This is a genomic window from Pseudomonas yamanorum (assembly GCF_013386765.1).
Lineage (GTDB): Bacteria > Pseudomonadota > Gammaproteobacteria > Pseudomonadales > Pseudomonadaceae > Aquipseudomonas > Aquipseudomonas yamanorum_A.
In genome coordinates this window covers 45,467-67,086 of sequence record NZ_JACARE010000052.1, presented here as the reverse complement: position 1 = coordinate 67,086, position 21,620 = coordinate 45,467, and the positions used below count along the sequence as shown (strand labels likewise).

Below are 21,620 nucleotides of genomic sequence, written 5' to 3'. Positions count from 1 at the left end.
GATGTTTGAGCTACGGGTACTCGATGGTTCGCACCAGGGGGCCGCGTTACCGTTGTTCGGCGAGCAGTGGAGCATAGGTGCGCACCCGGACGCGGACCTCGCGCTATACGATCCGGGCATTGCCGAGCGCCATGTGCGGTTGCAATGTATTGAGCAGCGCTGGTCGGTGCAGGCCGAGGAAGGGGTGGTGCAGGATGCCGATGGCCTGATCCTGGCACAGATTGCTGACCTGGCACTCAATGCAACGTTTTCGATTGGCAAGGTTCGGCTCTGCGTCGCCCGTGCCGATCAACCCTGGCCCCAGGCGCCTGTGCGTCAAGCGCCCACACCACCGGTCGAGGCGCCTGCCACGCTGAAGCTTTCTTCTATTTCGGGATCGCAGCAGAAACGGTTGATAAGCCTCGCGGTCGTGGTTGCCGTCATCATCACGGCGCTGGGCATGGCCTCTACGGGTGAGCGTGAGGCACAGGCATCGCTGATGCCACCGATGGTCCGGAAAAACGAGCTGGGCTCGCCTTACGATGTCCGCCAGCAATTGCTGAAGATGCTTAATGAGCGCGAGCTGATCAACCGCATCAGCCTTCAGTTGGTCAACGGCCAGGTGCTGCTCGATGGCCATGTTTCCCAGGACGATGTGGAGTTGGTATCGCGCATGCTCAGCCGGTTTGGCGAACAGTTTGATACGGCGGTGCCGGTGATCAGCCGGGTCAAGCTGCGCGACTCAACGCTGCCGTTCAAGATTCTGCAGATCGTCGGCGGGCCTAACGGTCACGTGGTTCTGGAGCAGGGTAACCGGCTGTTTGTCGGCGATGAAATGGATGGCTTGCGACTGGTGCTGATCGATAACACCAAAGTGGTCTTTGACGGCCAGCAACGCTTTGAGGTGCGCTGGTGACCCAGGACCTGCAAGCCCGTCTTGAGGCCTGGGAGCAACGCCAGTCGAGTACGCTGGCCAACTTTGCGCCGGTGGCGATGCGCGGCCGTGTCCAGCGCGTCAATGGCATGTTGCTGCAATGCCGGCTGCCCCAGGCGTGCATCGGCGATCTGTGCCAGATCGAAAAGTCTGCCGGCGAATATATGCTGGCCGAGATCATCGGGTTCGACCAGCAGGACGCCGTGCTCAGTGCCCTGGGCAATCTTGAGGGCGTGCGCGTGGGGGCCAGTGTGCAACGTTTGGGCGTGCCCCATCGGGTGCGAGTCAGCGATGAATTGCTGGGCCAGGTTCTCGATGGTTTTGGGCGACCGATTGCGGGCGACGGCCCCAGCGCCTTTGTGGAGGACGACACACCCGGTGCGAGCACGGTGTTGTGTGAGGCGCCATTGCCCACCGAACGCCCCAGGATCAACCGGGCGTTGTCCACCGGCGTACGTTCGATCGATGGGCTGATCACGCTGGGAGAAGGGCAGCGCGTCGGCCTGTTCGCCGGTGCCGGTTGTGGCAAGACCACCTTGTTGGCCGAGATCGCGCGCAACGTCGAGTGTGATGTGATCGTGTTCGGGCTGATTGGGGAGCGCGGCCGTGAGTTGCGGGAATTTCTCGACCACGAACTGGATGATCAATTGCGCGCCAAGGCGGTGCTGGTGTGTGCAACCTCCGATCGCTCAAGCATGGAGCGCGCCCGCGCGGCCTTCACCGCAACAGCGCTGGCCGAAGGGTTCCGGCGCAAGGGCAAGCGGGTATTGCTGCTGATTGACTCCTTGACCCGTTTTGCCCGGGCCCAGCGTGAAATCGGCCTGGCTGCTGGCGAGCCCCTGGGCCGTGGCGGCTTGCCACCGTCGGTCTACAGCCTGATGCCGCGCCTGGTGGAGCGGGCGGGCTTGACCCGCGACGGAGTGATCACCGCCATCTACACCGTGCTGATCGAGCAGGACTCGATGAATGACCCGGTAGCGGATGAAGTGCGCTCCCTGCTCGACGGCCACATCGTGTTGTCACGCAAGCTGGCCGAGCGTGGCCATTACCCGGCGGTTGACGTACTGGCCAGCCTTTCGCGGATTTTAAGCAACGTTGCGTCCCCCGAGCATATCCAGGCCGGCACCGCCTTGCGGCGTTTGTTGTCGGCCTACCAGCAGATCGAGCTGATGCTCAAGTTGGGTGAGTACCAACCCGGCAGTGATGCCCTGACCGATCTTGCGGTGAACAGCCGCCAGGCAGTCGATGGGTTTCTGCGCCAGGACCTGCGGGAGCCCGCGCCGCTGGCGGCGACCCTGGACCAACTGATGGAGTTGACCACCGATGTCCCTTTCTGAAATCGATACCTTGCGGCGTTTGCGCAAGCATCGGGCTGACCGGGCCGAGCGTGCGTTGCGTGCGGCCAAACGGCAGCAGCAAGCGCTGCTTCTGGAAATCCAGCAGGCAGGCGATGCCCTTGAACAAACCCGGTTGGACGAAGCACGGAAAACCGCCGAGTTGTTGGGCAAGCACCAAGGCCAGGTGATCTCGTTCCGCGACATCAAGTCCTGGAATGCCGAGGAGCGCACGTTGTCCGCCGACACTCGCCGTGAAGAGGGGCAGTTACGCGAACTGCACGGTCAGCGCGACGAGCAGTTGACCCACATCGACAGCGCGCAGAAGCAGGTTACCCAATGCTTGCGCGAGGTCGAGAAACTCCAGGAGTTATCCATTTTGTTGGCGCAAGAAGAAACGACGCAGGAAGAAACATGACGCAAGTTCCAGTGAGCAAGCCAGAGCGCCCGCGTTTGCGTGAGCCTCGGGATGAACGTGAACCCGGCCCGGGGGCGATCGTGCCTTGGGAGCACGGACGGTTATTTGCCCAGCTGTTTGGCAATGATAATGAGGAAGGCGGTTACGGCTCTTCCCTGCCGGGAGCCCCCGCGTCAACCCAGGCCGCGATGATCGCGGCCATGACCGAGCAGTTGGTACCGCGGATACAGGCGGCTGTTCAGTGGCCTTTGCAGGCAGTGCTTTACCTGCCGCGCCTTGGGCGGATCAACGCCTGTGTGCGCCGCGAGCAGGGTGCCTGGAACGTTGAGCTGGACGCGGAGGAAGAGCGAACTGCGCGCTGGCTGCCTGGCGTGCGCCAGCACCTTGAGGACGGGCTGGCCGGCGCGTTGTCGCAGCCTGTCAACGTGCACCTTGTGCATGTGGACCCTGCGTGATCATGCCGGTTTTAACCCTGCCGGTGGTCAGCGGGGCCAACGTCGCAGCGCGGCGCAAGCTGGGTTGCGGCTTGCGCATGGCGTTTCAGGTCGCGGGGCAGGGCGGTGAGTTGTTGATGGAGCCGGGTCGTGCCCCGGCAGGTGTCAAGCCGCTGTTTTTCGAGAGCGCCAGCGGAGTGCTGGCCTTCGCCGAACCGGGGCCGCTGTTCAGCCTGCTGGGGGAGTGCCCGGTGACACTGGCCGAGGCTGGTAACGACCCGGATTCGTGGTTTTGGGAGTTGTTCCAGCACCACCTGAGCCCGCAGGTGCGTGCGCTGTTCGGCTTCCTGCGGTTGCTGCCGGCGCCCCGGAAACTGAACTTCGGTTGTCGCTTCACGGTGACGTTGGGACCGTCCCGTGTCGTGGGTTATCTGTGGCTGACGCCAGAGAGCTTGCTGGCACTGTGCGAGGCCGGTCCCTGGCATTCGATAGCGGGGCCCTTGCCGGCTTCGTTCCAGTTGGCAGTGGCGGTGACCCTGGGGCGCCTGAGGTTGCCCATCACGCGTTTGCGCAGTGTACGGGCCGGTGACGTGGTGATGCTTGAGCAGCCCTTTTTCGATGTGCAGGGTAACGGGCACCTGCACGTCGGCAGGTACCGGCTGCACGGGTGTATTGACGATGAATCCGGGCCGTTGTGCCTGACGCTTGTTTCGATTGAGGAAACGTCCATGGACGAAGATTTTGCAACACAGGACTACTCAGGGGATGCAGGGCCTGAGTTGGATGAACCGGTAGTGGATGTTTTCGGCCACGAGCCGTTTGATGAGTTGAGCATGGCGCTGAATGTGCGTTGTGGAACCCTTGCCTTGACCCTGGGAGAACTGCGCAATCTCGCCCCCGGTGCGGTGTTGGGCATCTCCGGGTACGCGCCCGGCATGGCCGGGCTCTATTACGGTGACCGGCCTATTGGCCAGGGGCAACTGGTCGAGGTGGACGGTCGACTCGGGCTGCAGTTATCTCGCGTGATTTTTTCCCGATGACGTTTCAGGGGATTGACCCCCTTGTCCTTGCTGTTTTCCTCGGCGCATTGTCGTTGATGCCGATGCTGTTGATCATCTGCACCTCGTTCTTGAAGATCGTGATTGTGCTGATGATCACCCGTAACGCCATTGGCGTGCAGCAGGTGCCGCCGAGCATGGCGATCAATGGAATCGCGCTGGCTGCCACACTGTTCATCATGGCGCCCGTTGGCTATCAGATTGCCCAGAACGTCAAGGCCGCGCCGGTGGACATGAGCAACGTACAAACGCTCATGGATACCGGATATGAAGCCATACAGCCGTTGCGCGCGTTCATGTTGCGCAACACCGATGCGGATGTGTTGACCCACCTGCTGGAAAACACCGCGCGCATGTGGCCGCCTGAAATGGCGCAGAGCACTCAGCGGGAAGACTTGATCCTGTTAGTCCCGGCCTTTGTGCTTTCGCAACTGCAGGCGGGGTTCGAGATCGGCTTCCTGATCTACATCCCGTTCATCGTCATCGACCTGATTGTGTCCAACCTGCTGTTGGCCCTGGGGATGCAAATGGTCTCGCCCATGACCATTTCCCTGCCGCTCAAACTGTTGTTGTTCGTGATGGTTTCCGGGTGGTCGCGGTTGCTCGACAGCCTGTTCCTTTCTTACCTCTGAGTGACCTATGGAACCGATCGTGCTGTTCAAGCAGGGCATGTTGCTGGTGGTGGTGCTGTCGGCGCCGCCGCTGATCGTGGCGGTGGTCGTTGGTGTGTTGACGTCCCTGGTGCAGGCCCTGATGCAGATACAGGACCAGACGCTGCCCTTTGGCATCAAGCTGGTGGCGGTGGGGATCACGCTGGTGATGACCGGCCGCTGGATCGGCCTGGAGCTGATCCAGCTGATCAACCTGATGTTCGACATGATTGCCCGTTCGGCATTGAACTGAGGGAACAGATTTGCTGCTTTATCTCGAATATTTGCCCAGCCTGCTGGTGGCCATGGCGCGCATTTATCCTGTCGCGATTCTGGTGCCGGCGTTTTGTTTCCAACACATAAAAGGCATGCTTCGGCACGTCATCGTGATGGTCATGGCGCTGATCCCGGCTCCCGGTATCCATGCTGCAATGGCCGGCCAGGATTACTCCGCACTGATGATCAGCGGCCTGGTACTCAAGGAAGCGGCCCTGGGGTTTTTACTGGGGACCCTGTTGGCGATGCCGTTCTGGATGTTCGAGTCGGTGGGTGCCCTGCTGGATAACCAGCGTGGCGCCTTGGCGGGCGGCCAACTCAACCCGTCGCTGGGCCCGGATGCCACCCCCATCGGCCACCTGTTCAAACAGTTGGTGATTTACCTGCTGATCGCGGTCCTGGGCCTGAGCGTGCTGACCCAGGTGATCTGGGACAGCTACCTGATCTGGCCGCCAACCGCCTGGTTGCCGCTGCCGGCAATCAATGGGTTCAGTGTTTTCCTCGGTGTGCTCGGCGATACCTTTACCCACATGATGCTGTACGCCGCGCCGTTTATTGCGGTGCTGTTGTTTCTGGAATTCGGTTTCGCCGTGTTGGGGCTGTACAGCCCGCAACTGCAGGTTTCTACCCTGGCCACGCCGGTCAAGAGCCTGGTGGGGCTAGGTATCCTGCTGCTGTACTTCCCGCTGCTGCAGGATTTGATCGTCGAACGCATGGCGCAGTTGGCAGACCTCAAGCATTCCCTGGGACTGATGTTCGGGAGCTCGGCACCATGAGTGATTCGGGTGAGAAAAAACACGCGGCCACGCCCAAGAAACTCAAGGATCAGCGCCAGAAGGGCCAGGTCGCCCAAAGCCAGGACGTCGGCAAGCTACTGGTGTTGACCGCCCTCAGCGAAATCGCGTTGTTCACTGCCGAACCCAGTATGCAGCGCTTCCAGCAATTGATGGTGATGCCCATGTCACGTTTCGGGCAGCCCTTTGTGCGGGCGCTGGAGGAAGTGCTGACGGAAGGCTTGATCGTGTTTTTTTCCTTCGCCTTGCTGATGGCCGGGGTGGCGATCACGGTGAAGTTGATCAGCGGCTGGATGCAGTTCGGTTTCCTGTTTGCGCCGGAAAGCCTGAAGCTGAATTTCAGCCGTCTCAACCCACTCAGCCAGGTCAAGCAGATGTTCTCTGCCAAGTCAGTGATGAACCTGTTGATGGGGGTGGCCAAGGCGCTGATGCTTGGGGTGATCTTGTACGTGGTGATCGGCCCGTCATTGAGCGCCTTGATCAACCTGGCCACCAGCGACCTGCAGAGTTACATCCTCGCGTTGATCATCCTGTTCCGCCATCTGTTGCACATGTGCCTGGGTTTGCTGCTGGTGCTGGCGCTGATCGACATGGCGTTGCAGAAGCACTTCTTTGCCAAGAGCATGCGCATGACTCAGGTGGAGGTGGTCAAGGAATACAAAGATATGGAAGGCGACCCTCACGTCAAGGGGCAGCGCCGGTCGCTGGCCATGCAGCTGGCCCAGGAGGAACCCAAGGTCAAGCTGCCCAAGCTGGAAGAGTCTGACATGTTGGTGGTCAACCCGACGCACTATGCCGTCGCGCTGTACTACCGGCCGGGTAAAACGCCGCTGCCGCTGCTGGTGGATAAAGGCACGGATGCCGAGGCCCGTAAACTGATTGACCGGGCCAAGGCAGCCGATGTACCGGTGATCCAGTGTGTGTGGCTGGCGCGCATGCTGTACGAGAAAAAGCTCGGGGCGAACATTCCCCGGGAGGCGTTACAGGCGGTAGCGTTCATCTACCGCACCCTGCGTGAGCTCGACGATGAGGCCAAGCGTGAGACGCTGGAGTTGCCGGAACTTGAACAGCGTTAACGGTGGCGGTGCACGTCCAGCGCTTCCAGGTTAGCCAGTGAAAGCAGGGTGCTGATGATGTCATCCGCCGCCTCTCCATCTGCTGGCAGCGTGTGCCAGATCACCAGGGCTCCCCTGGCATCGAGATAGACAAAGTAGCCGTCAAACGCCAGCGCCTGTTCAAAACGCCGCTCCAGCACCCGTTCCAACTGTCCGGCGCTCAGCGCCCCAAGGTCAAACTGCAAAGCCAGTCCAGGTTTGTCACCGGCTTTTAAGCGGCACACGCCTATGCCAGGGCTGAGAGACAGGTGGGCGTTGTTGCCGCCCACCAGGTCATTCAGGAATACCTGGCGATGCGAAGCATCGTTGGGCAGTCCCATCATGGTGCTCACCGTTCCAGTGAAATCGTTTGATAGTCCGAACGCTCGCCGGCCGGGCCGGGTTCGACGCGCATCTGCGGTGGCCACCAGACCACCATCTTATCGGCGCCCGATTGCGGGCGTGAGCAGGAGTCGCCCTTGCACGTCGGTGTGCAACCAACGACAAGCAAGGTGATGCCGAGGAGGGTGAATAGCCGTTTCATTGCGCAGTCTTCCGGGTGGGGGTGAGCAGGGAGGGGCGGGGCACACCGATGTGTTCATCTTTGACCACAGGGCGCATGGCGATGAAGACCTCGGCTTCTTCCCCCGGCTTGAGCCAGGCATGTGGCCATACGCTGACGGCGAGGGTCTGGGAGTTGCTGCATTCTTTTTCATCGATGCGCACATTGCGATTGAACTGGTTGCGCATCACTACTACCGCCACGTTGAACTGTGGGCCGGCATACCATTGGTTGCGGTCGGTATTCATCGCCAACAGGTCGCGGGTGGAGCACAGTGTGTCGATGCCCAGGGGCATCGGTGCGGCTTTGAAGGCGCTCGGCACTTGCCCGGTGACGAGATGCGCCAGGGTGCTGGTGATGTCGCTGCGCTTGATCACTGGCGCGTGTTCGGCATAGCGCCGGGCCAAAGGTTTGAGTGCGGCCTGCAGCTCCGCCTGATCGGCCTGGGGCAGGTAACGTGATGGATCGGCCTGGTCGCCGATGACCCTCGGGGTCAGGATGAACAGCCGTTCACGGCGATTGTTCTGTCGTTCGGTCGAGGAAAACAACGTCTTGCCGAGTAACGGGATGTCCCCCAGCAAGGGGATCTTGCTGTGCTTGTCGGAGCTTTCGGTGACATGGAAGCCGCCGACCACCAGCGAGCGTTTTTCCGCCATCACCGCTTGGGTACTGACCTTGCCGCGGCGTACGTCCGGGCCGATGCGCTCGGGGTTGGACTCATCGAAGTTACCGTCCTCGATATCCACCACCAGATGGATCTGGTGAGTGCCTCGGGTGGTGATCACCCTGGGTACCACCTGGAAACTGGTGCCAACGGTAATTGGCAGGACGGTCGCCACTTCTGTGCCGGCGGTGAGGTACTGCGTGCGGTTGAAATCAATCACGGCTGGCTGGTTTTCCAAGGTGAGGACCGACGGATTGGACACCATGGACGCCAGGCCGCGTTGCTCCAGTGCACGTATATCGGCATAGAAGCGGTCACGGTTTTCAATCGACAGTTGCGACGAGGTCCCGGGCGCCATGTTCACGCCGCCACGGAAACGACTGTTTTGAAAGCCCCAGTTGACCCCGAATTCCCGCAGTTGAGTGCGCTCGATGTCGAGGATGATTGCATCGATTTCCACCAGTTTGCGCGCCACGTCCAGTTGGGCGATCAGTTCGCGGTACATCGCCTGGCGTTCCGGCAGGTCGTAGATCAGGATGGCGTTGTTGCGCACGTCGGCCTCGACCCGGATTCTGCTGGTGGAAACCGGCGCTCGTGGCGTGAGCGACATACCGCTGTCCAGCGTGCCCGGGTTGATGGTGGGGCCAAGCATCTGCCCCAGCATCGGGTTGCCCAGCCGGGGAAAGGTTGGGGTGATGGGGGACGGTTGTGATTGGGCGTTGGGGCGCGGGCTCATCCCCGAAAGGGTTGAGGCCTGCCTGGGTTCCAACAGCCCGCGCAGCATGCTGGCGACGCCCGGGATGGTGATTTTTTCGCCGCGATAATCAATCTGGCGATCCGCCGCATTGGCAAACTTCAGCGGGTAGCTCAGCACGCTTTGTTTTTCTTCCGGGGATTTGCGCTGGCTGCTGAATTGCTTGATCTGTTCGATATAGCGTTTGGGACCGGACACCAGTACGACACCGTCGTCAGGCAATTCGCCCCAACCGAAGCGGCTATCGAGCAAGCCTATATCGGTGAGGGCCTGCTTGAGGTCGGCGATGGTCTCGGAGGAGACCTCCAGGCGTGCAGACTCTTGTTGGTCCAGGGTGCTGATATACAGCGTGTTGTTGTACAGGTACCACTGGAAGCGGTGCTCTACGCCGAGCCTGTCGAGCAACGATTGCGGGGTATTGGCGCGTATCTTGCCATTGACGTTGCCATCGAGGAGGCCGTCGATTTGCAGTTGGGTACCGAAGGTCTGGGCGAAATCTTCCAGTACATCGCGCAGGGGCTTATGCTCTGCCTCATAGGCGTAGGCGGTGTTTTTCCATTCGCTGGGGACGGCGGCCAGGGTGCTTTCCACGGGAGCCAACAGGCAGGTCAGTGCAATCAGGTAGCGCCAGTCGGCGCGTTTTGATGGAACACCAGGCAAGTCAATCTGCAAGCCGGTGCGCTTGTGGGTCTTGTTATACATGAGGGTTCTCTAATTAGTACGACAGCGAACGTAGCGAGGTGGGTTTGAGGTTTTGGGCAGGCTGCGCAAGGCGGGCGAACAGGGAGCGCCATGTGTCACGCTGGTTGAGCAGGGATTCAATGCAACCCAGCACGGAGTCCAACCCCTGCGAATCCTGAACGCTTTGAATCAGCCATAACGCACCGCTGTCAGGCTTTTGGGAAAGCGCACCCTGGAAATGATTCAGGCTGGCGGCGCCCAGGCGCATCCAGTTTTGCAAGGTCGTGTTATCTGGCCGGCTTGAGGTCAGTTGAGCCCCGAGCAACAACGCGTCTCCCTGATGTTTCAGCATGAGTTCATCATCGCCTTCAAACAGCGAGAGCTGTTCTTTACGGCTGTTCAGCCAGTGACTGACGAGCTCCTGCATTTTATTGAAAGCTGTCAAAGGTACTTTTGAGCAGCATATGCTCAACGCGGTTATGTTCCAGGTACGCCATCTGGGACACGGTGCTCTTTACTGCCAGTTCATAGAATAATTCTGCGTCTCCCCCCTCTTGCGCAGCCCCCCCGGAACTTGATTTAAAAAGCTTATGGGAGGTACTGCTGGTTCTTAAAAGTTCGCGCGACAGATCATTGAAAAGGCTCATGGGCGTTCCTTTGTTATGGGTGGGTGTGCATTGAAAAATCAGTTTTTTCAGGCGTGAGTCATCAAGCGCTTATCCGGTGCTCTTGGGCCTGATTGAAAAAAAGCTCGAGCATCGAGTGCCAACTGATACGGAAATCACCCTCGTCGGTTTTCAACACAAGTGTTTGAGGGGGAATCGTCTCGTCGGCGTGAAGCTTCCAGATCGTGGCCTTGCGATTAGCGAGACACTGTTTTATCTCCTCAAGGTCATGAGGGTGGCAGAGCAGCGACGCATCGATCTCCGGGACCTGGTTCGCCAGTAATTGCTTCAACAGGGCGGCCAGCCTTTGCGGGGCTACCGTTGCGTCAAGCAGGGAGCGAATCGCCTGGTTGGTGATTGATGTTGCGTACTGCTCCAGGCTGTCGCACATGGCTTGGCGGTCACGTTCCCATCGCTTGAATTGGGCATCCGCGCGCTGCCAGACTTCCAGCGAGGCCTTCTCCAGCAGCGCTTCGCATTTCTTCTCTGTCTGGGCTATCAGTTCATCGGCCTGCGCATTGGCGCGACTGATGAGCTGGCTGGCTTGCTCCCAGGTCGCGAGTTCCTCTCGGGGGATCAGGCTGCGTGGCAACCCTGGTTTGTCCTTGAGCAACTCAATGGTGTACTGACATAGCATCGTTGTGTTCCTTACCCGTTCGAGTCAGGGGGCATAGGGTCGTTTTCCGGTGTCGTCACACGCCATACGACGGCTTGCCATAGCATGTTCAGTCGGCTGCTGGCGTTCTCGAGTGAGGCGTTGTTCTGCTCAACCTTGTGTACGCGCTCACGGGGGAACCTTAGTCGAAGGCGCTGCCAGGTCTCGGGCCCGGTCCAGCTGTGGAGCAGTTGCAACGGATCCGCACCAGGCGACAGCATGGCGGTGGGCAGAGCCTTGGAAAGACGCGTGCACCACAGGTGCTGACTGTCGCTCAAAGGCGCTGTGGCGTCAGGGTTGAACGTGTAGTGAACCAGTGTCAGCGCCAGGTCGAGCTGTTCCGTCGAGGCCAAAACCAGGCGAAGCACGGTGGGATCCGGTGCTGGCGGCAAGCAGGCTGCAATACCCGTGAGGTCGTCCGGTGCTGACCGACCGATGCGATACAGCGCGTTAATCGCAGGGTACTTGCCATCCTTCCAGTCCCGGAGGGCGTGCTTCCAGGGAAATGCCCACCATTGAGCCCAGGCCAGATGTTCGCTCAAGGGCTGATCAGGTCTAGGCGTCATGAGTTGGGCGGGCCAATTCGGCTGTCACGGGCGGCCCTTGCACAAGACGCTGGCGCCTGTTGTGTAGAAACAGGGCGCCAATCACGGTCAACATCAAGGCGAGCAGGGAGATGAGAAGGCTGCCTCGCCAAAACCCGAGATCATCGCCGGGGACCAGAAAAGGGCCGAAATACACCAGGCGTTGCGGATCCTGGTAAGCGGTGGCAGGCACGAATATCACGGTCAGTTTTTGCGGGTTGTCCACCGCGGTGGTCATGCCCGGAATGCTGCTCGCGACCATCCTGCGAACCCGTGCGCGAATGTTGTCGGGATCCAGGCGCGGATCATGCTTGATGAATACGGATGCGGATGCGGGTTGGACAGGCTCTCCCGGTGCGATGCGTTCGGGCAGTACCACGTGCACTCGGGCTACGATGACGCCGTCAATGTTGGACAGTGTGGCCTCAAGCTCCTGGGACAAGGCATAGATGTAGCGTGCCCGCTCTTCCAGCGGAGTTGAAATAACCCCCTCCTTGCGAAACGTATCGCCCAGTGTGGTCCGCGCCACTCTGGGTAGCCCGGCGGCTTCCAGTGTGCGCACGGCGCGTCCGATATCGATAGCGTTAACCGCTACGACGACACCGTCTTTGGCCGGAATCTTCTGGGCACGAATATGCTTGTCCGCCAACTCGGCGATCACTTCATTAGCCTCTTGCTCAGAGAGCTGGCGATGAAGTTCAACGCGGTCGCCGCAACCGGTCAACATAAATGCCACCGTCAGAAGTAAAGCGACAGGCAGGGATCGGGTCATGTTCACTATTGCAAGTTGCAAATTTTGTCGATGCATTGGGTTGCCTTGCCAAGGCTCTTGGTCAGCAACTGGGAAGTGAGGGTCGTGTGAGACAGTTCCCGTGGGTATTTTCTGAGTGTGTCTGCGTCCAGGCCGTTGGTTGAAGCTTTCAACGCTCGCGCGAGGCGGCTTTTCGCCGCAGTGAGGTGGTTCGATGTCTCCGTCAGCATCGTCGATACACTGTTGTTAACGGAGGCAGCTGACCTCGCTGTTGAGGGCTCGAGCATTGACGTGAAAAAGGCAACATCTGTCGTGGACGCTGAAGGTTCTCGCGCGCTGTTGGCACCTTCTCGGCGATTAGAAAGTGTTGAAGGGGCAAATGCTTCTATCTGCATATAAGGCCTGCTGCGTGAGTGTGTGAAACCATTTGCTAATAATGGCTGATGCCGAATTTTCTGCTTCAGCGCATAGGACTGCCTCCCCGGCAGATGAGCAGGGGAGGCCGTTGTGTTACGAACGGATCTCTTTAGCTGCGGCGTATAAACCCGAGATCATTTTTGCTTTTAAACTTTCTTGGAAAGTTGCTTCGGCAACGGCTTCTGCTCGATCAGACGCAGAAGTACTGCCACCACTACCAGCATCCGTTCCGTTGTTAAGGGTATTCTCCAATGGAGAAAAAGCGTTGCTGACGGCATTGTAGGATCCAACACTTGACATATTTAAACTCCAGGTTCTTCGATCGTTAGTCGTTGGTTTTTTGGTCGTGATCAGTGATACGGGTTCCGTGCTTCTCGCATTTTGTAATCACGCTACGACTGTGTGGTCGATACGACTAAAGCGTTCCAGCGTTTTTTAGATTTTTCCAAATGTTTGGCTGTTACGCAGTGGGTGCCTGGAGAGTGACGATGCCCAGTTGTTTAATCCTGTAATACAGCGTGCGCCTTGCAACCCCCAGTTCAGCCGCCACAGTGTCCACACAGTGGTGATGGCGGCTCAGCGATTCCTGAATCAGTGCTTTTTCAATGTGTCGTAGACGTGCCTTCAGGCCTGTCTGGGTATCCTGTTGTTCGCTTATCGGGGTTGCAATCGGTGGCAGACCCAGCACAAACCGCTTGGCGGTCGAACGCAGTTCGCGAACATTTCCCAGCCAGGGGTGGCAGAGCAACCGGTGCAGCAGTGCGCTGGATGGGGCAGGGAAGGTGCACTTGAAGTGCTCTGCCTCTTGTTGAATCATGTTCAAGAACAATGGAATGATCTGCTCACGGCGTTCGCGCAGGGGCGGGAGCCGGATATCGACAACGTTCAGCCGAAAGTACAGGTCGCGCCTGAAGGCCCCTTGTTCGACCATCTCCTCCAGTGATTGCTGTGCGGAGGCGATCACTCGCATGTCCACCGGGATAAAACGAGTGGAGCCCAGACGCTCAACGCCCCGGCACTCCAGTGCTCGCAGCAACTTGGCCTGCAGGTTGAGGGGCATGCTGTCAATTTCGTCGAGGTACAAGGTGCCCAGGTGGGCGGCTTCGACAAACCCGGCCCGTGATTGCATCGCACCGGTATAGGCACCGCTGTTGACACCAAACAGTTGGCTTTCAGCCAGGCTTTCCGGGATCGCCGCGCAGTTGACGGCAACAAAGTTTCCCTTTCTTCCGGATAACAGATGTATGCGTTGTGCCAACGTATCTTTACCTGTCCCTGTTTCACCCAGCAGTAGCATATCGATATTAAGTGCGGCCGTGTTCTGAACAGTAGCCTCGATCGCTGGGCATTCGGTAAGTGGTGCGTCTGTAACATACTTAGGGTGATAGGAAAGCGACATATTGCTATTGCTCCAATATTGGATCGCATCACTATTTTCAGACTATTTGAGTCCATTCGAATACAGAGAAGTAAACCGGAAATTGTTTATTTTGTCACCTTGGTCAAGAAATGTCGGAGGGGTATTGAAATCTATAGTTCAAGAGGCTGATCAAAGTTCAAGTGTTTCTATGCTGTTATTTTCTTTTTGTTTGAAGGATAAATCCTAAAGACGGCTTGTCTTTTTATGGAGGGGGGTGGGTTACTATTGGGGGTGGGGGGAAATCGGCGTTTTGAGTGTTTTATATTTTTAATATATAAAGTTAATTAATGTGTCGTGATGCTTTTTTGTTAAGTTTGGAAGTGAGCGCCCACAAAAAAGCCGATGCACTGCATCGGCTTTTTGTTTTGCGGCATAGGCCGCAGGTGACGCTTAGACGTTGAAACGGAAGTGCATCACGTCGCCATCCTTGACGATGTATTCCTTGCCTTCCAGGCGCCATTTACCGGCTTCCTTGGCACCGGCTTCACCCTTGAACTGGATGAAGTCGTTGTAGGCGATGACTTCGGCGCGGATAAAGCCTTTTTCGAAGTCGGTGTGGATCACGCCAGCCGCTTGCGGGGCAGTGGCACCGACCTTGACGGTCCAGGCGCGGACTTCTTCAACACCGGCGGTGAAGTAGGTCTGCAGGTGCAGCATTTCGTAGCCGGCGCGGATCACGCGGTTCAGGCCAGGCTCTTCCAGGCCCAGGGCCTCAAGGAACATGTCCTTCTCTTCGCCGTCTTCCAGCTCGGCGATTTCTGCTTCGATCTTGTTGCACACCGGTACAACGATCGCGCCTTCTTCTTCGGCAATGGCCAGGACCACGTCCAGCAGCGGGTTGTTTTCGAAACCGTCTTCAGCCACGTTGGCGATGTACATCACAGGCTTGGTGGTCAGCAGGTGGAAGCCCTTGATCACCGCTTTTTCGTCGGTGCTCATGCTCTTCATCAGGCTGCGTGCCGGCTTGCCCAGGGTGAAGTGAGCAATCAACTGCTCCAGCAAGGCTTTCTGGACCACTGCGTCCTTGTCGCCGCCCTTGGCGTTGCGCGTGACCTTTTGCAGTTGCTTCTCGCAGCTGTCGAGGTCGGCGAAGATCAGTTCCAGGTCGATGATCTCGATGTCGCGTTTCGGGTCGACGCTGTTGGAGACGTGAATCACGTTCTCGTCTTCAAAGCAGCGGACCACGTGAGCGATGGCATCGGTCTCACGGATGTTGGCGAGGAACTTGTTGCCCAGGCCTTCACCTTTCGACGCGCCGGCTACCAGGCCTGCGATGTCGACGAACTCCATGGTGGTCGGCAGGATGCGCTTTGGATTCACGATGGCCGCCAGGGCGTCCAGGCGTGTATCGGGCATCGGCACGATACCGGTGTTCGGTTCGATGGTGCAGAAGGGGAAGTTCTCCGCCGCAATGCCGGATTTGGTCAGGGCGTTGAACAGGGTGGACTTGCCGACGTTAGGTAGGCCGACGATGCCGCAATTGAATCCCATGGTGTTTCCCCTCGGGTAAAGAGTCAGGCCTTCTGGCTGTGCAGGTTTTTCATCGCGCGGTTCCATTCACCGGCGAAGATATCCGGCAGCACGCCGAGGGCAAAATCGATGCTGGCATCGAGTTTTTCCTGTTCGGCGCGTGGCGCACGACCCAGGACGAAATTTGAAACCATACTGGCAACGCCCGGGTGGCCAATGCCAAGCCGCAAGCGGTAGAACGTATTCTGATTGCCCAACTGCGCGATGATGTCCCGCAGGCCATTATGCCCGCCATGGCCGCCGCCTTGCTTGAGCTTGGCAACGCCGGGTGGCAGGTCAAGTTCGTCATGGGCCACCAGGATTTCTTCGGGTTTGATCCGGAAGAAGCCCGCAAGCGCCGCGACAGCCTGGCCGCTGCGGTTCATGTAGGTGGTGGGAATCAACAGACGAACATCCTGACCCTGATGCGAAAAGCGCCCGGTCAGGCCGAAATATTTGCGATCGGCCACAAGATTGACGCCTTGGGCGTGGGCGATGCGCTCAACAAAAAGGGCCCCTGCGTTATGCCGGGTCTGTTCGTATTCGGCGCCTGGATTTCCCAGGCCAACGATCAGTTTAATGGCAGTCACGACAGGGGCCCTTCCTTTGGAGTTGTGGATAACATCGCCGTTGGTGCGGCGAAAGTGGACGACAAACGCTTATCAACCGTTAGAGGCCAACCTCGCATTCTCGCCCGCTTTCTCGCTACGTTCCGGTCCGCGATGTTTCCTCAAGCTCCGGCATTACAGAGTGAATTACTCTGCAGCGCCTTCTTCAGCTTCTGGTGCAACGCGTGGAGCGTGTACGTTTGCAACAGCTTTGTCATCACCGTGAGCCAGTGCAACAAACTCAACGCCTTTAGGGGCTTTGAGGTCGGACAGGTGGATGATGTCGCCGATTTCAGCAGCCGACAGGTCGACTTCGATGAACTCAGGCAGGTCTTTCGGCAGGCAGGTCACTTCGATCTCGGCTACAACGTGCGAGATTTCGCCGCCTTTCTTGATCGGAGCAGCTTCGCCAACGAAGTGCACAGGCACGATAGCGGTCAGTTTCTGACCGGCTACTACGCGAACGAAGTCAGCGTGCAGCACGTGGCCTTTAGCTGGGTGACGTTGCAGTGCCTTGATGATGACGTTCTGCTTGGAACCACCAACGTTCAGCTCGATGATGTGGCTGTAAGCCGCGTCGTTTTCGAGCAGTTTGGCGATTTCTTTAGCCAGCATGCTGATGGATTCAGGGGCTTTTTCGCCACCGTAAACTACAGCTGGAACCAGGCTTGCGAGACGACGCAGGCGGCGGCTCGCACCTTTCCCCAGGTCGGAACGCAGTTCAGCATTCAAAGTAAAATCGTTCATGTTGTATCTCCAAAATAACCACATTCGCCCTAGCGTTTGCGACCAGCGCTAAAGGCGATATGGGCAAAAAAGCCCCGCCCCAACAGAATGCTGGGGCGGGGCGCTTTTCGTCAGGTTGATGCCTAAGGTGTGACCCTTAACGGAACATCGCGCTGATCGATTCTTCGTTGCTGATGCGGCGAACCGCTTCGGCAACTACCGGTGCGATATCCAGTTGACGGATACGCGAACAGGCTTGAGCTGCAGCGGACAACGGGATGGTGTTGGTCACCACCAGTTCGTCCAGCATTGAGTTCTCGATGTTCTCGATCGCTCGGCCCGACAGCACAGGGTGTGTGCAGTAGGCGAAGACTTTTGCTGCACCGTGCTCTTTCAGGGCTTTCGCCGCGTGGCACAGGGTGCCGGCGGTGTCGACCATGTCATCAACCAGAATACAGGTACGCCCTTCGACATCACCGATGATATGCATCACTTCAGAGTGATTGGCTTTCTCGCGGCGTTTGTCGATGATCCCGAGGTCCACGCCCAGGGATTTGGCAACAGCCCGTGCACGCACGACGCCACCAATGTCCGGGGACACGATCATCAGGTTTTCAAAGCGCTGGTCTTCGATGTCATCCACCAGGACGGGGGAGCCGTAGATGTTATCTACCGGAATATCGAAGAACCCCTGGATTTGGTCAGCGTGCAGGTCAACCGTGAGAACACGGTCGATGCCTACCACGGTCAGCATGTCAGCAACGACTTTCGCGCTGATAGCCACACGTGCGGAACGCGGACGGCGATCCTGACGGGCATAACCAAAGTAAGGGATTACAGCTGTGATTCGAGTCGCTGAGGAGCGGCGGAAGGCATCAGCCATCACGACGAGTTCCATCAGGTTATCGTTGGTCGGAGCGCAAGTCGGCTGAATAATGAAGACGTCTTTACCGCGGACGTTTTCATTGATCTCGGCTGTAATTTCGCCGTCGGAGAACTTACCGACAGAGATGTCACCGAGAGGGATATGCAGCTGACGTACAACACGCCGAGCCAGATCGGGGTTAGCATTCCCCGTAAAGACCATCATCTTGGACACGCGCAGTACCTAGAGGCTGAGGGTAACCTGGATGAGTATAGAAAATGGCAGGGGCGGCTGGATTCGAACCAACGCATGGCAGGATCAAAACCTGCTGCCTTACCGCTTGGCGACGCCCCTGTATCTGTTGCAACGAGTACCCAGTACTCGGTTCCTTTAGAGCAGACTTTGCAGCTTGCGATGCAACATCGAAACGTTGCTTCCCTTTGCTACAAACCCTGTAAGGGTCTCTGTAAGAAGGGCCGAGACTTTATCAGCTTCAGCTTTGCTTGGGAAGCCCCCAAACACACAACTTCCAGTTCCGGTTAATTTTGCTTCGGTAAAATTACCTAACAAATTCAAAGCGTTACGTACATCTGGATAACGCCTTGCTACAACCGGTAAGCAGTCATTTCGACTGTTTCCCTTGGGAACGGGGCGCACTTTAATGGGAGGAGAGTTACGTGTCAACAGTGGATCTGAAAAAATTTCTGCTGTACTTACAGATACTTGCGGAACAAGCACGACATACCACGGCTCTTCGGGGTCTACAGGGGTGAGTTTCTCGCCCACGCCCTCGGCAAAAGCGGCGTGCCCACGCACGAAAACCGGGACGTCCGCGCCCAGTGTCAGGCCCAGCGCGGCCAGGCGATCGTGGTCCCAACCCAGTTGCCACAAGTGATTCAGGCCGAGCAGCGTCGTTGCGGCATTCGAGCTGCCGCCACCGATGCCGCCACCCATGGGCAGGATTTTTTCGATCCAGATGTCGATGCCCAACGGGCAACCGGATTGTTCCTGAAGTTTTTTCGCGGCCTTCACAATCAGGTTGCTGTCGTGAGGCACGCCTTCGAATTCGGTGTGCAGTTGAATCACGCCGTCATCGCGAACGGCGAAGGTCAGCTCATCGCCGTAGTCGAGAAACTGAAAAATCGTCTGCAACTCGTGATAGCCGTCTTCACGGCGACCGAGAATGTGCAGCATCAAATTGAGTTTGGCCGGGGAGGGCAGGGTCAGGCGTTGTGCGGTCATGTCACTGCCCCAGCTTGCGAGGTTGCCAGTCCTTGATCACCAGCGTGACGTCAAGGTCGGTGCCATGCAGCTTGATGCGCTCGGGCAGCCAGTAACCGTTCTGTTGCACATAGCTCAGGTACTCGACCTGCCAGCCATCCTGCGCAAGCGACGCCAGGCGGCTGTCGCCGTTGAGGCTCAGGCGGCTCTTGCTGTCCGGTGCGGGAAGGCCACGCACCCACCATACGAGGTGCGAGACGGGGAGCTTCCAGCCCATCTGTTCTTCCAGCAGGGCTTCGGGCGTCGGTGCCTCAAAGCGGCCCTGATTGGCCACTTCCAGGCTGACTTGGCCCGGCCGGCCGGTCAGGCGTGCCGCACCGCGGCCCAGCGGGCCTGACAGGCGAATGTCGTAATAGTCCTGGCGTTGCAGCCAGAACAAGGTCCCGCTGCCCGAATCCTTCGGCGCACGAATGCCGACCTTGCCTTCAATCTGCCAGCCGTCGAGGCTGCTGAGTTGGTCCTTGTGCTGCTGCCATTGCGCCGGGTTGCCCGGGCCTTCGACAGATTCACGGGTGCCAAGGCCCGAACAGCCGGCAAGCAGGGCGATAAAGCTGAAAACAATGACGTGGCGCAAAAACATAGAATTAAAGGGTCTCGGATCCGGTCAGGCGCTTGATGGTGCTGCGCAGGATTGGGCTTTCGGGCTGCTCCTTGAGGAACTTCTCCCAGATTTGTCGCGCTTCGCGTTGCTTGCCATTGGCCCAGAGCACTTCGCCCAGGTGTGCGGCCACTTCCTGGTCGGGGAAGCGCTCCAGCGCCTGGCGCAGCAAACGTTCAGCTTCGTCCAGGTTGCCCAGGCGGTAGTTCACCCAGCCGAGGCTGTCGAGAACGGCCGGGTCTTCCGGGTTCAACTGGTGAGCCTTTTCGATCAGCTCCTTGGCTTCGGCGTAGCGCGTTGTACGGTCGGACAAGGTGTATCCCAGGGCGTTCAGTGCCATGGCGTTGTCCGGGTCGCGCTTGATGATCAGGCGCAGGTCTTTTTCCATCTGCGCCAGGTCATTGCGTTTTTCCGCCTGCATGGCGCGGGTGTACAGCAGGTTCAGGTCGTCCGGGTATTGCAGCAAGGCTTGCTGCAGGATTTTCCAGGCGCGGTCGCCCTGCTTGTTGGCCGACAAGGTCTCGGCCTGGATCAAATACAGCTGGATTGCATAGTCCGGTTCGGCATCCCGTGCGGCAGCCAGGCGTTTTTCCGCCTCGTCGGTGCGGCCGTTGTTCATCAGGATATCGGCCTGGCGCAGCTGCGCCGGCAGGTAATCGTTGCCGGGGCCGACCTGGGCGTACTCGAGCAGCGCAGCCTGCGGGTCGTTGCGCTCTTCAGCGATGCGGCCCAGGTTCAGGTGCGCCGAATCAACGTGGCTTTCGCGGGCGATCAAGTCTTCCAGGTAACCCTTGGCCTCATCCCACGCCTTGGCTTCCAGGCACACCAGCGCCAGGGAGTAACGCAACTCGTCATCGTCCGGGTATTGCTGGACGAGGTTGGCGAACTGCACCTTGGCGTCTTCCATGCGGTCCTGTTCAACCAGCATGCGCGCATAGGTCAGCAGCAGGCGCTTGTCGCCTGGGTACTTCTTGATACTTTTTTCCAGCAGCGGAATCGCTTCCTTGCCGCGGTTGAGGTTTTGCAGCAGGCGGGCCCGCAGCAGGATCGGCGCGATTTCGCCGTCTTCCGGCGGGTGTTGCTCCAGCAGCTTCAAGGCGGCCTCGGGCTCGTCATCCTGTTGCAGCAACAGCGCCTTGCCGAAAATCAGCTGGCTGTTGTTCGGGTGTTTTTGCAGCAGGCGGTCGAAACTCTTCATCAGGCCGTTGCGGGTGTCCTGATCGGTGTCGGCGGCCGACAGCGCGAGGAAGTCGAAATGCGTGTCGCCCTTGCCCTGCAGAACCTTCTCCATATACACCATGGAGTCGTCATAGCGCCCGGCGCGGGCCAGTTGAATGGCCGCTGCCCGTTGCGCCTCAAGATCGTCCGGGGCGTTCTTCGCCCAGATCAGCGAGGAATCCAGGGCTGCCTGATCGGCGCCCAGGTACTCGGCGATGCGAAACGCCCGCTCCGAAATCCCCGGATCCTGAGTATTGATGGCCTGGGTCACATAGTTATCCAGGGCAATGTCGAAACGATTGCGCTGGCCGGCCAGCTCCGCGCTCAGCAGACTGAAGATCGTCTCTTCACTGAACGAGGAATAAACCTTGGGCTTTTCAGGGGCGGGAGTGCTGTCTTCTACCGGCGGCGTACCGTCCGGCGACACGGGTGCCATGGCCTGGCAGCCGCTGAGGAAGACAAAAGCAAGGAGCAACGCGGAAGATCTATTCATATAGGAAGAGGACGACTAACCTGCGGTCGGATCATCATGACACAAGCCTTCGGCCAAACATAACCGGGGCGCCCGTAATACGCTTATTGCTTTCCCTGTAGGAGCAAGCTTGCTCGCGAAGATCGTCAACGATAACGCGTTCATTCTGGATTGACGCGTTGCCTGAGCGTTTTTCGCGAGCAAGCTCGCTCCTGCAGG

The 21,620-nt window shown here is 58.6% G+C and carries 26 protein-coding genes and 1 tRNA gene; 9 read left to right on the top strand and 18 right to left on the bottom strand.

Annotated elements, in window-relative coordinates; all coding sequences use genetic code 11:
• Window position 1 precedes the first annotated feature (1 nt).
• Genes HX875_RS29600 through sctU form a run of 9 tightly spaced genes read left to right on the top strand, consistent with a single transcriptional unit; the run spans window position 2 to window position 6,953 of the window.
• The gene (locus HX875_RS29600; RefSeq protein WP_177048235.1) at window positions 2–895 is read left to right on the top strand and encodes an FHA domain-containing protein; all 894 of its coding nucleotides are present in this window, start codon (window positions 2–4) and stop codon (window positions 893–895) included.
• Window positions 892–2,250, top strand: coding sequence for a FliI/YscN family ATPase (locus HX875_RS29595; RefSeq protein ID WP_177048219.1), 1,359 nt, complete (start codon window positions 892–894; stop codon window positions 2,248–2,250). Before HX875_RS29600 ends, HX875_RS29595 begins: the two co-directional genes overlap by 4 nt.
• Window positions 2,237–2,665 carry a type III secretion system stalk subunit SctO gene (gene sctO / locus HX875_RS29590; RefSeq protein ID WP_177048217.1) on the top strand — a complete coding sequence of 143 codons (429 nt, stop codon included), beginning with the start codon at window positions 2,237–2,239 and terminating at the stop codon, window positions 2,663–2,665. Before HX875_RS29595 ends, sctO begins: the two co-directional genes overlap by 14 nt.
• Entirely contained in the window at window positions 2,662–3,120 is a 459-nt protein-coding gene (locus HX875_RS29585) for a type III secretion system HrpP C-terminal domain-containing protein (RefSeq protein ID WP_177048215.1), read from the top strand. Before sctO ends, HX875_RS29585 begins: the two co-directional genes overlap by 4 nt.
• The gene (locus tag HX875_RS29580) at window positions 3,117–4,139 is read left to right on the top strand and encodes a FliM/FliN family flagellar motor switch protein (RefSeq protein WP_177048213.1); all 1,023 of its coding nucleotides are present in this window, start codon (window positions 3,117–3,119) and stop codon (window positions 4,137–4,139) included. Before HX875_RS29585 ends, HX875_RS29580 begins: the two co-directional genes overlap by 4 nt.
• Window positions 4,136–4,789 (top strand): type III secretion system export apparatus subunit SctR, encoded by a 654-nt coding sequence (sctR, locus tag HX875_RS29575; protein ID WP_177048211.1) that lies wholly within the window; start codon window positions 4,136–4,138, stop codon window positions 4,787–4,789. Before HX875_RS29580 ends, sctR begins: the two co-directional genes overlap by 4 nt.
• A gap of 7 nt (window positions 4,790–4,796) precedes the next feature.
• Complete coding sequence (sctS, locus tag HX875_RS29570) at window positions 4,797–5,060, top strand: type III secretion system export apparatus subunit SctS (RefSeq protein ID WP_177048209.1); 264 nt, start codon at window positions 4,797–4,799, stop codon at window positions 5,058–5,060.
• A 10-nt stretch (window positions 5,061–5,070) separates the two neighbouring features.
• Window positions 5,071–5,859, top strand: coding sequence for a type III secretion system export apparatus subunit SctT (sctT, locus tag HX875_RS29565; RefSeq protein ID WP_177048207.1), 789 nt, complete (start codon window positions 5,071–5,073; stop codon window positions 5,857–5,859).
• On the top strand, window positions 5,856–6,953 hold the full coding sequence (sctU, locus tag HX875_RS29560) for a type III secretion system export apparatus subunit SctU (RefSeq protein ID WP_177048205.1): 1,098 nt from the start codon (window positions 5,856–5,858) through the stop codon (window positions 6,951–6,953). Before sctT ends, sctU begins: the two co-directional genes overlap by 4 nt.
• Here the strand turns inward: sctU and HX875_RS29555 are convergent.
• The 18 genes from HX875_RS29555 to HX875_RS29470 form a co-directional block, all read right to left on the bottom strand.
• The gene (locus tag HX875_RS29555; protein ID WP_177048233.1) at window positions 6,950–7,312 is read right to left on the bottom strand and encodes a transcriptional regulator; all 363 of its coding nucleotides are present in this window, start codon (window positions 7,310–7,312) and stop codon (window positions 6,950–6,952) included. The two genes, sctU and HX875_RS29555, sit on opposite strands and share 4 nt — an antisense overlap.
• Window positions 7,313–7,320: 8 nt before the next feature.
• Entirely contained in the window at window positions 7,321–7,515 is a 195-nt protein-coding gene (gene hrpT / locus HX875_RS29550; RefSeq protein WP_177048203.1) for an HrpT family type III secretion system protein, read from the bottom strand.
• Window positions 7,512–9,653, bottom strand: coding sequence for a type III secretion system outer membrane ring subunit SctC (gene sctC, locus HX875_RS29545; protein ID WP_177048201.1), 2,142 nt, complete (start codon window positions 9,651–9,653; stop codon window positions 7,512–7,514). Before sctC ends, hrpT begins: the two co-directional genes overlap by 4 nt.
• Window positions 9,654–9,666: 13 nt before the next feature.
• Window positions 9,667–10,104: a type III secretion protein gene (locus tag HX875_RS29540; RefSeq protein WP_310503546.1), complete on the bottom strand. Its 438-nt coding sequence runs from the start codon at window positions 10,102–10,104 to the stop codon at window positions 9,667–9,669.
• 236 nt (window positions 10,105–10,340) lie between these two features.
• A complete protein-coding gene (gene sctL / locus HX875_RS29535; RefSeq protein ID WP_177048199.1) occupies window positions 10,341–10,934 on the bottom strand; it encodes a type III secretion system stator protein SctL in 594 nt (197 codons plus the stop codon).
• 11 nt (window positions 10,935–10,945) lie between these two features.
• Window positions 10,946–11,494, bottom strand: coding sequence for a type III secretion protein (locus HX875_RS29530; protein WP_177048197.1), 549 nt, complete (start codon window positions 11,492–11,494; stop codon window positions 10,946–10,948).
• A 13-nt stretch (window positions 11,495–11,507) separates the two neighbouring features.
• Window positions 11,508–12,308 (bottom strand): type III secretion system inner membrane ring lipoprotein SctJ, encoded by an 801-nt coding sequence (gene sctJ, locus HX875_RS29525; protein WP_177048195.1) that lies wholly within the window; start codon window positions 12,306–12,308, stop codon window positions 11,508–11,510.
• 5 nt (window positions 12,309–12,313) lie between these two features.
• Window positions 12,314–12,574: an EscI/YscI/HrpB family type III secretion system inner rod protein gene (locus HX875_RS29520; protein WP_259197547.1), complete on the bottom strand. Its 261-nt coding sequence runs from the start codon at window positions 12,572–12,574 to the stop codon at window positions 12,314–12,316.
• A 223-nt stretch (window positions 12,575–12,797) separates the two neighbouring features.
• A complete protein-coding gene (locus HX875_RS29515; RefSeq protein ID WP_177048191.1) occupies window positions 12,798–13,004 on the bottom strand; it encodes a hypothetical protein in 207 nt (68 codons plus the stop codon).
• A gap of 160 nt (window positions 13,005–13,164) precedes the next feature.
• Entirely contained in the window at window positions 13,165–14,103 is a 939-nt protein-coding gene (locus HX875_RS29510) for a sigma 54-interacting transcriptional regulator (protein ID WP_177048189.1), read from the bottom strand.
• Between the two features lie 411 nt (window positions 14,104–14,514).
• A complete protein-coding gene (ychF, locus tag HX875_RS29505) occupies window positions 14,515–15,615 on the bottom strand; it encodes a redox-regulated ATPase YchF (protein WP_076014965.1) in 1,101 nt (366 codons plus the stop codon).
• 23 nt (window positions 15,616–15,638) lie between these two features.
• On the bottom strand, window positions 15,639–16,223 hold the full coding sequence (pth, locus tag HX875_RS29500; RefSeq protein WP_003208389.1) for an aminoacyl-tRNA hydrolase: 585 nt from the start codon (window positions 16,221–16,223) through the stop codon (window positions 15,639–15,641).
• Window positions 16,224–16,388: 165 nt separating this feature from the next.
• On the bottom strand, window positions 16,389–16,988 hold the full coding sequence (locus HX875_RS29495) for a 50S ribosomal protein L25/general stress protein Ctc (RefSeq protein WP_177048187.1): 600 nt from the start codon (window positions 16,986–16,988) through the stop codon (window positions 16,389–16,391).
• 136 nt (window positions 16,989–17,124) lie between these two features.
• Window positions 17,125–18,066, bottom strand: coding sequence for a ribose-phosphate pyrophosphokinase (locus tag HX875_RS29490; RefSeq protein WP_003208392.1), 942 nt, complete (start codon window positions 18,064–18,066; stop codon window positions 17,125–17,127).
• 45 nt (window positions 18,067–18,111) lie between these two features.
• Window positions 18,112–18,186 (bottom strand) — tRNA-Gln (locus HX875_RS29485).
• Between the two features lie 36 nt (window positions 18,187–18,222).
• Window positions 18,223–19,074, bottom strand: coding sequence for a 4-(cytidine 5'-diphospho)-2-C-methyl-D-erythritol kinase (gene ispE / locus HX875_RS29480; protein WP_076014967.1), 852 nt, complete (start codon window positions 19,072–19,074; stop codon window positions 18,223–18,225).
• Between the two features lies 1 nt (window position 19,075).
• On the bottom strand, window positions 19,076–19,693 hold the full coding sequence (gene lolB / locus HX875_RS29475; protein WP_177048184.1) for a lipoprotein insertase outer membrane protein LolB: 618 nt from the start codon (window positions 19,691–19,693) through the stop codon (window positions 19,076–19,078).
• 4 nt (window positions 19,694–19,697) lie between these two features.
• Complete coding sequence (locus HX875_RS29470; protein ID WP_177048183.1) at window positions 19,698–21,422, bottom strand: tetratricopeptide repeat protein; 1,725 nt, start codon at window positions 21,420–21,422, stop codon at window positions 19,698–19,700.
• Window positions 21,423–21,620 lie beyond the last annotated feature (198 nt).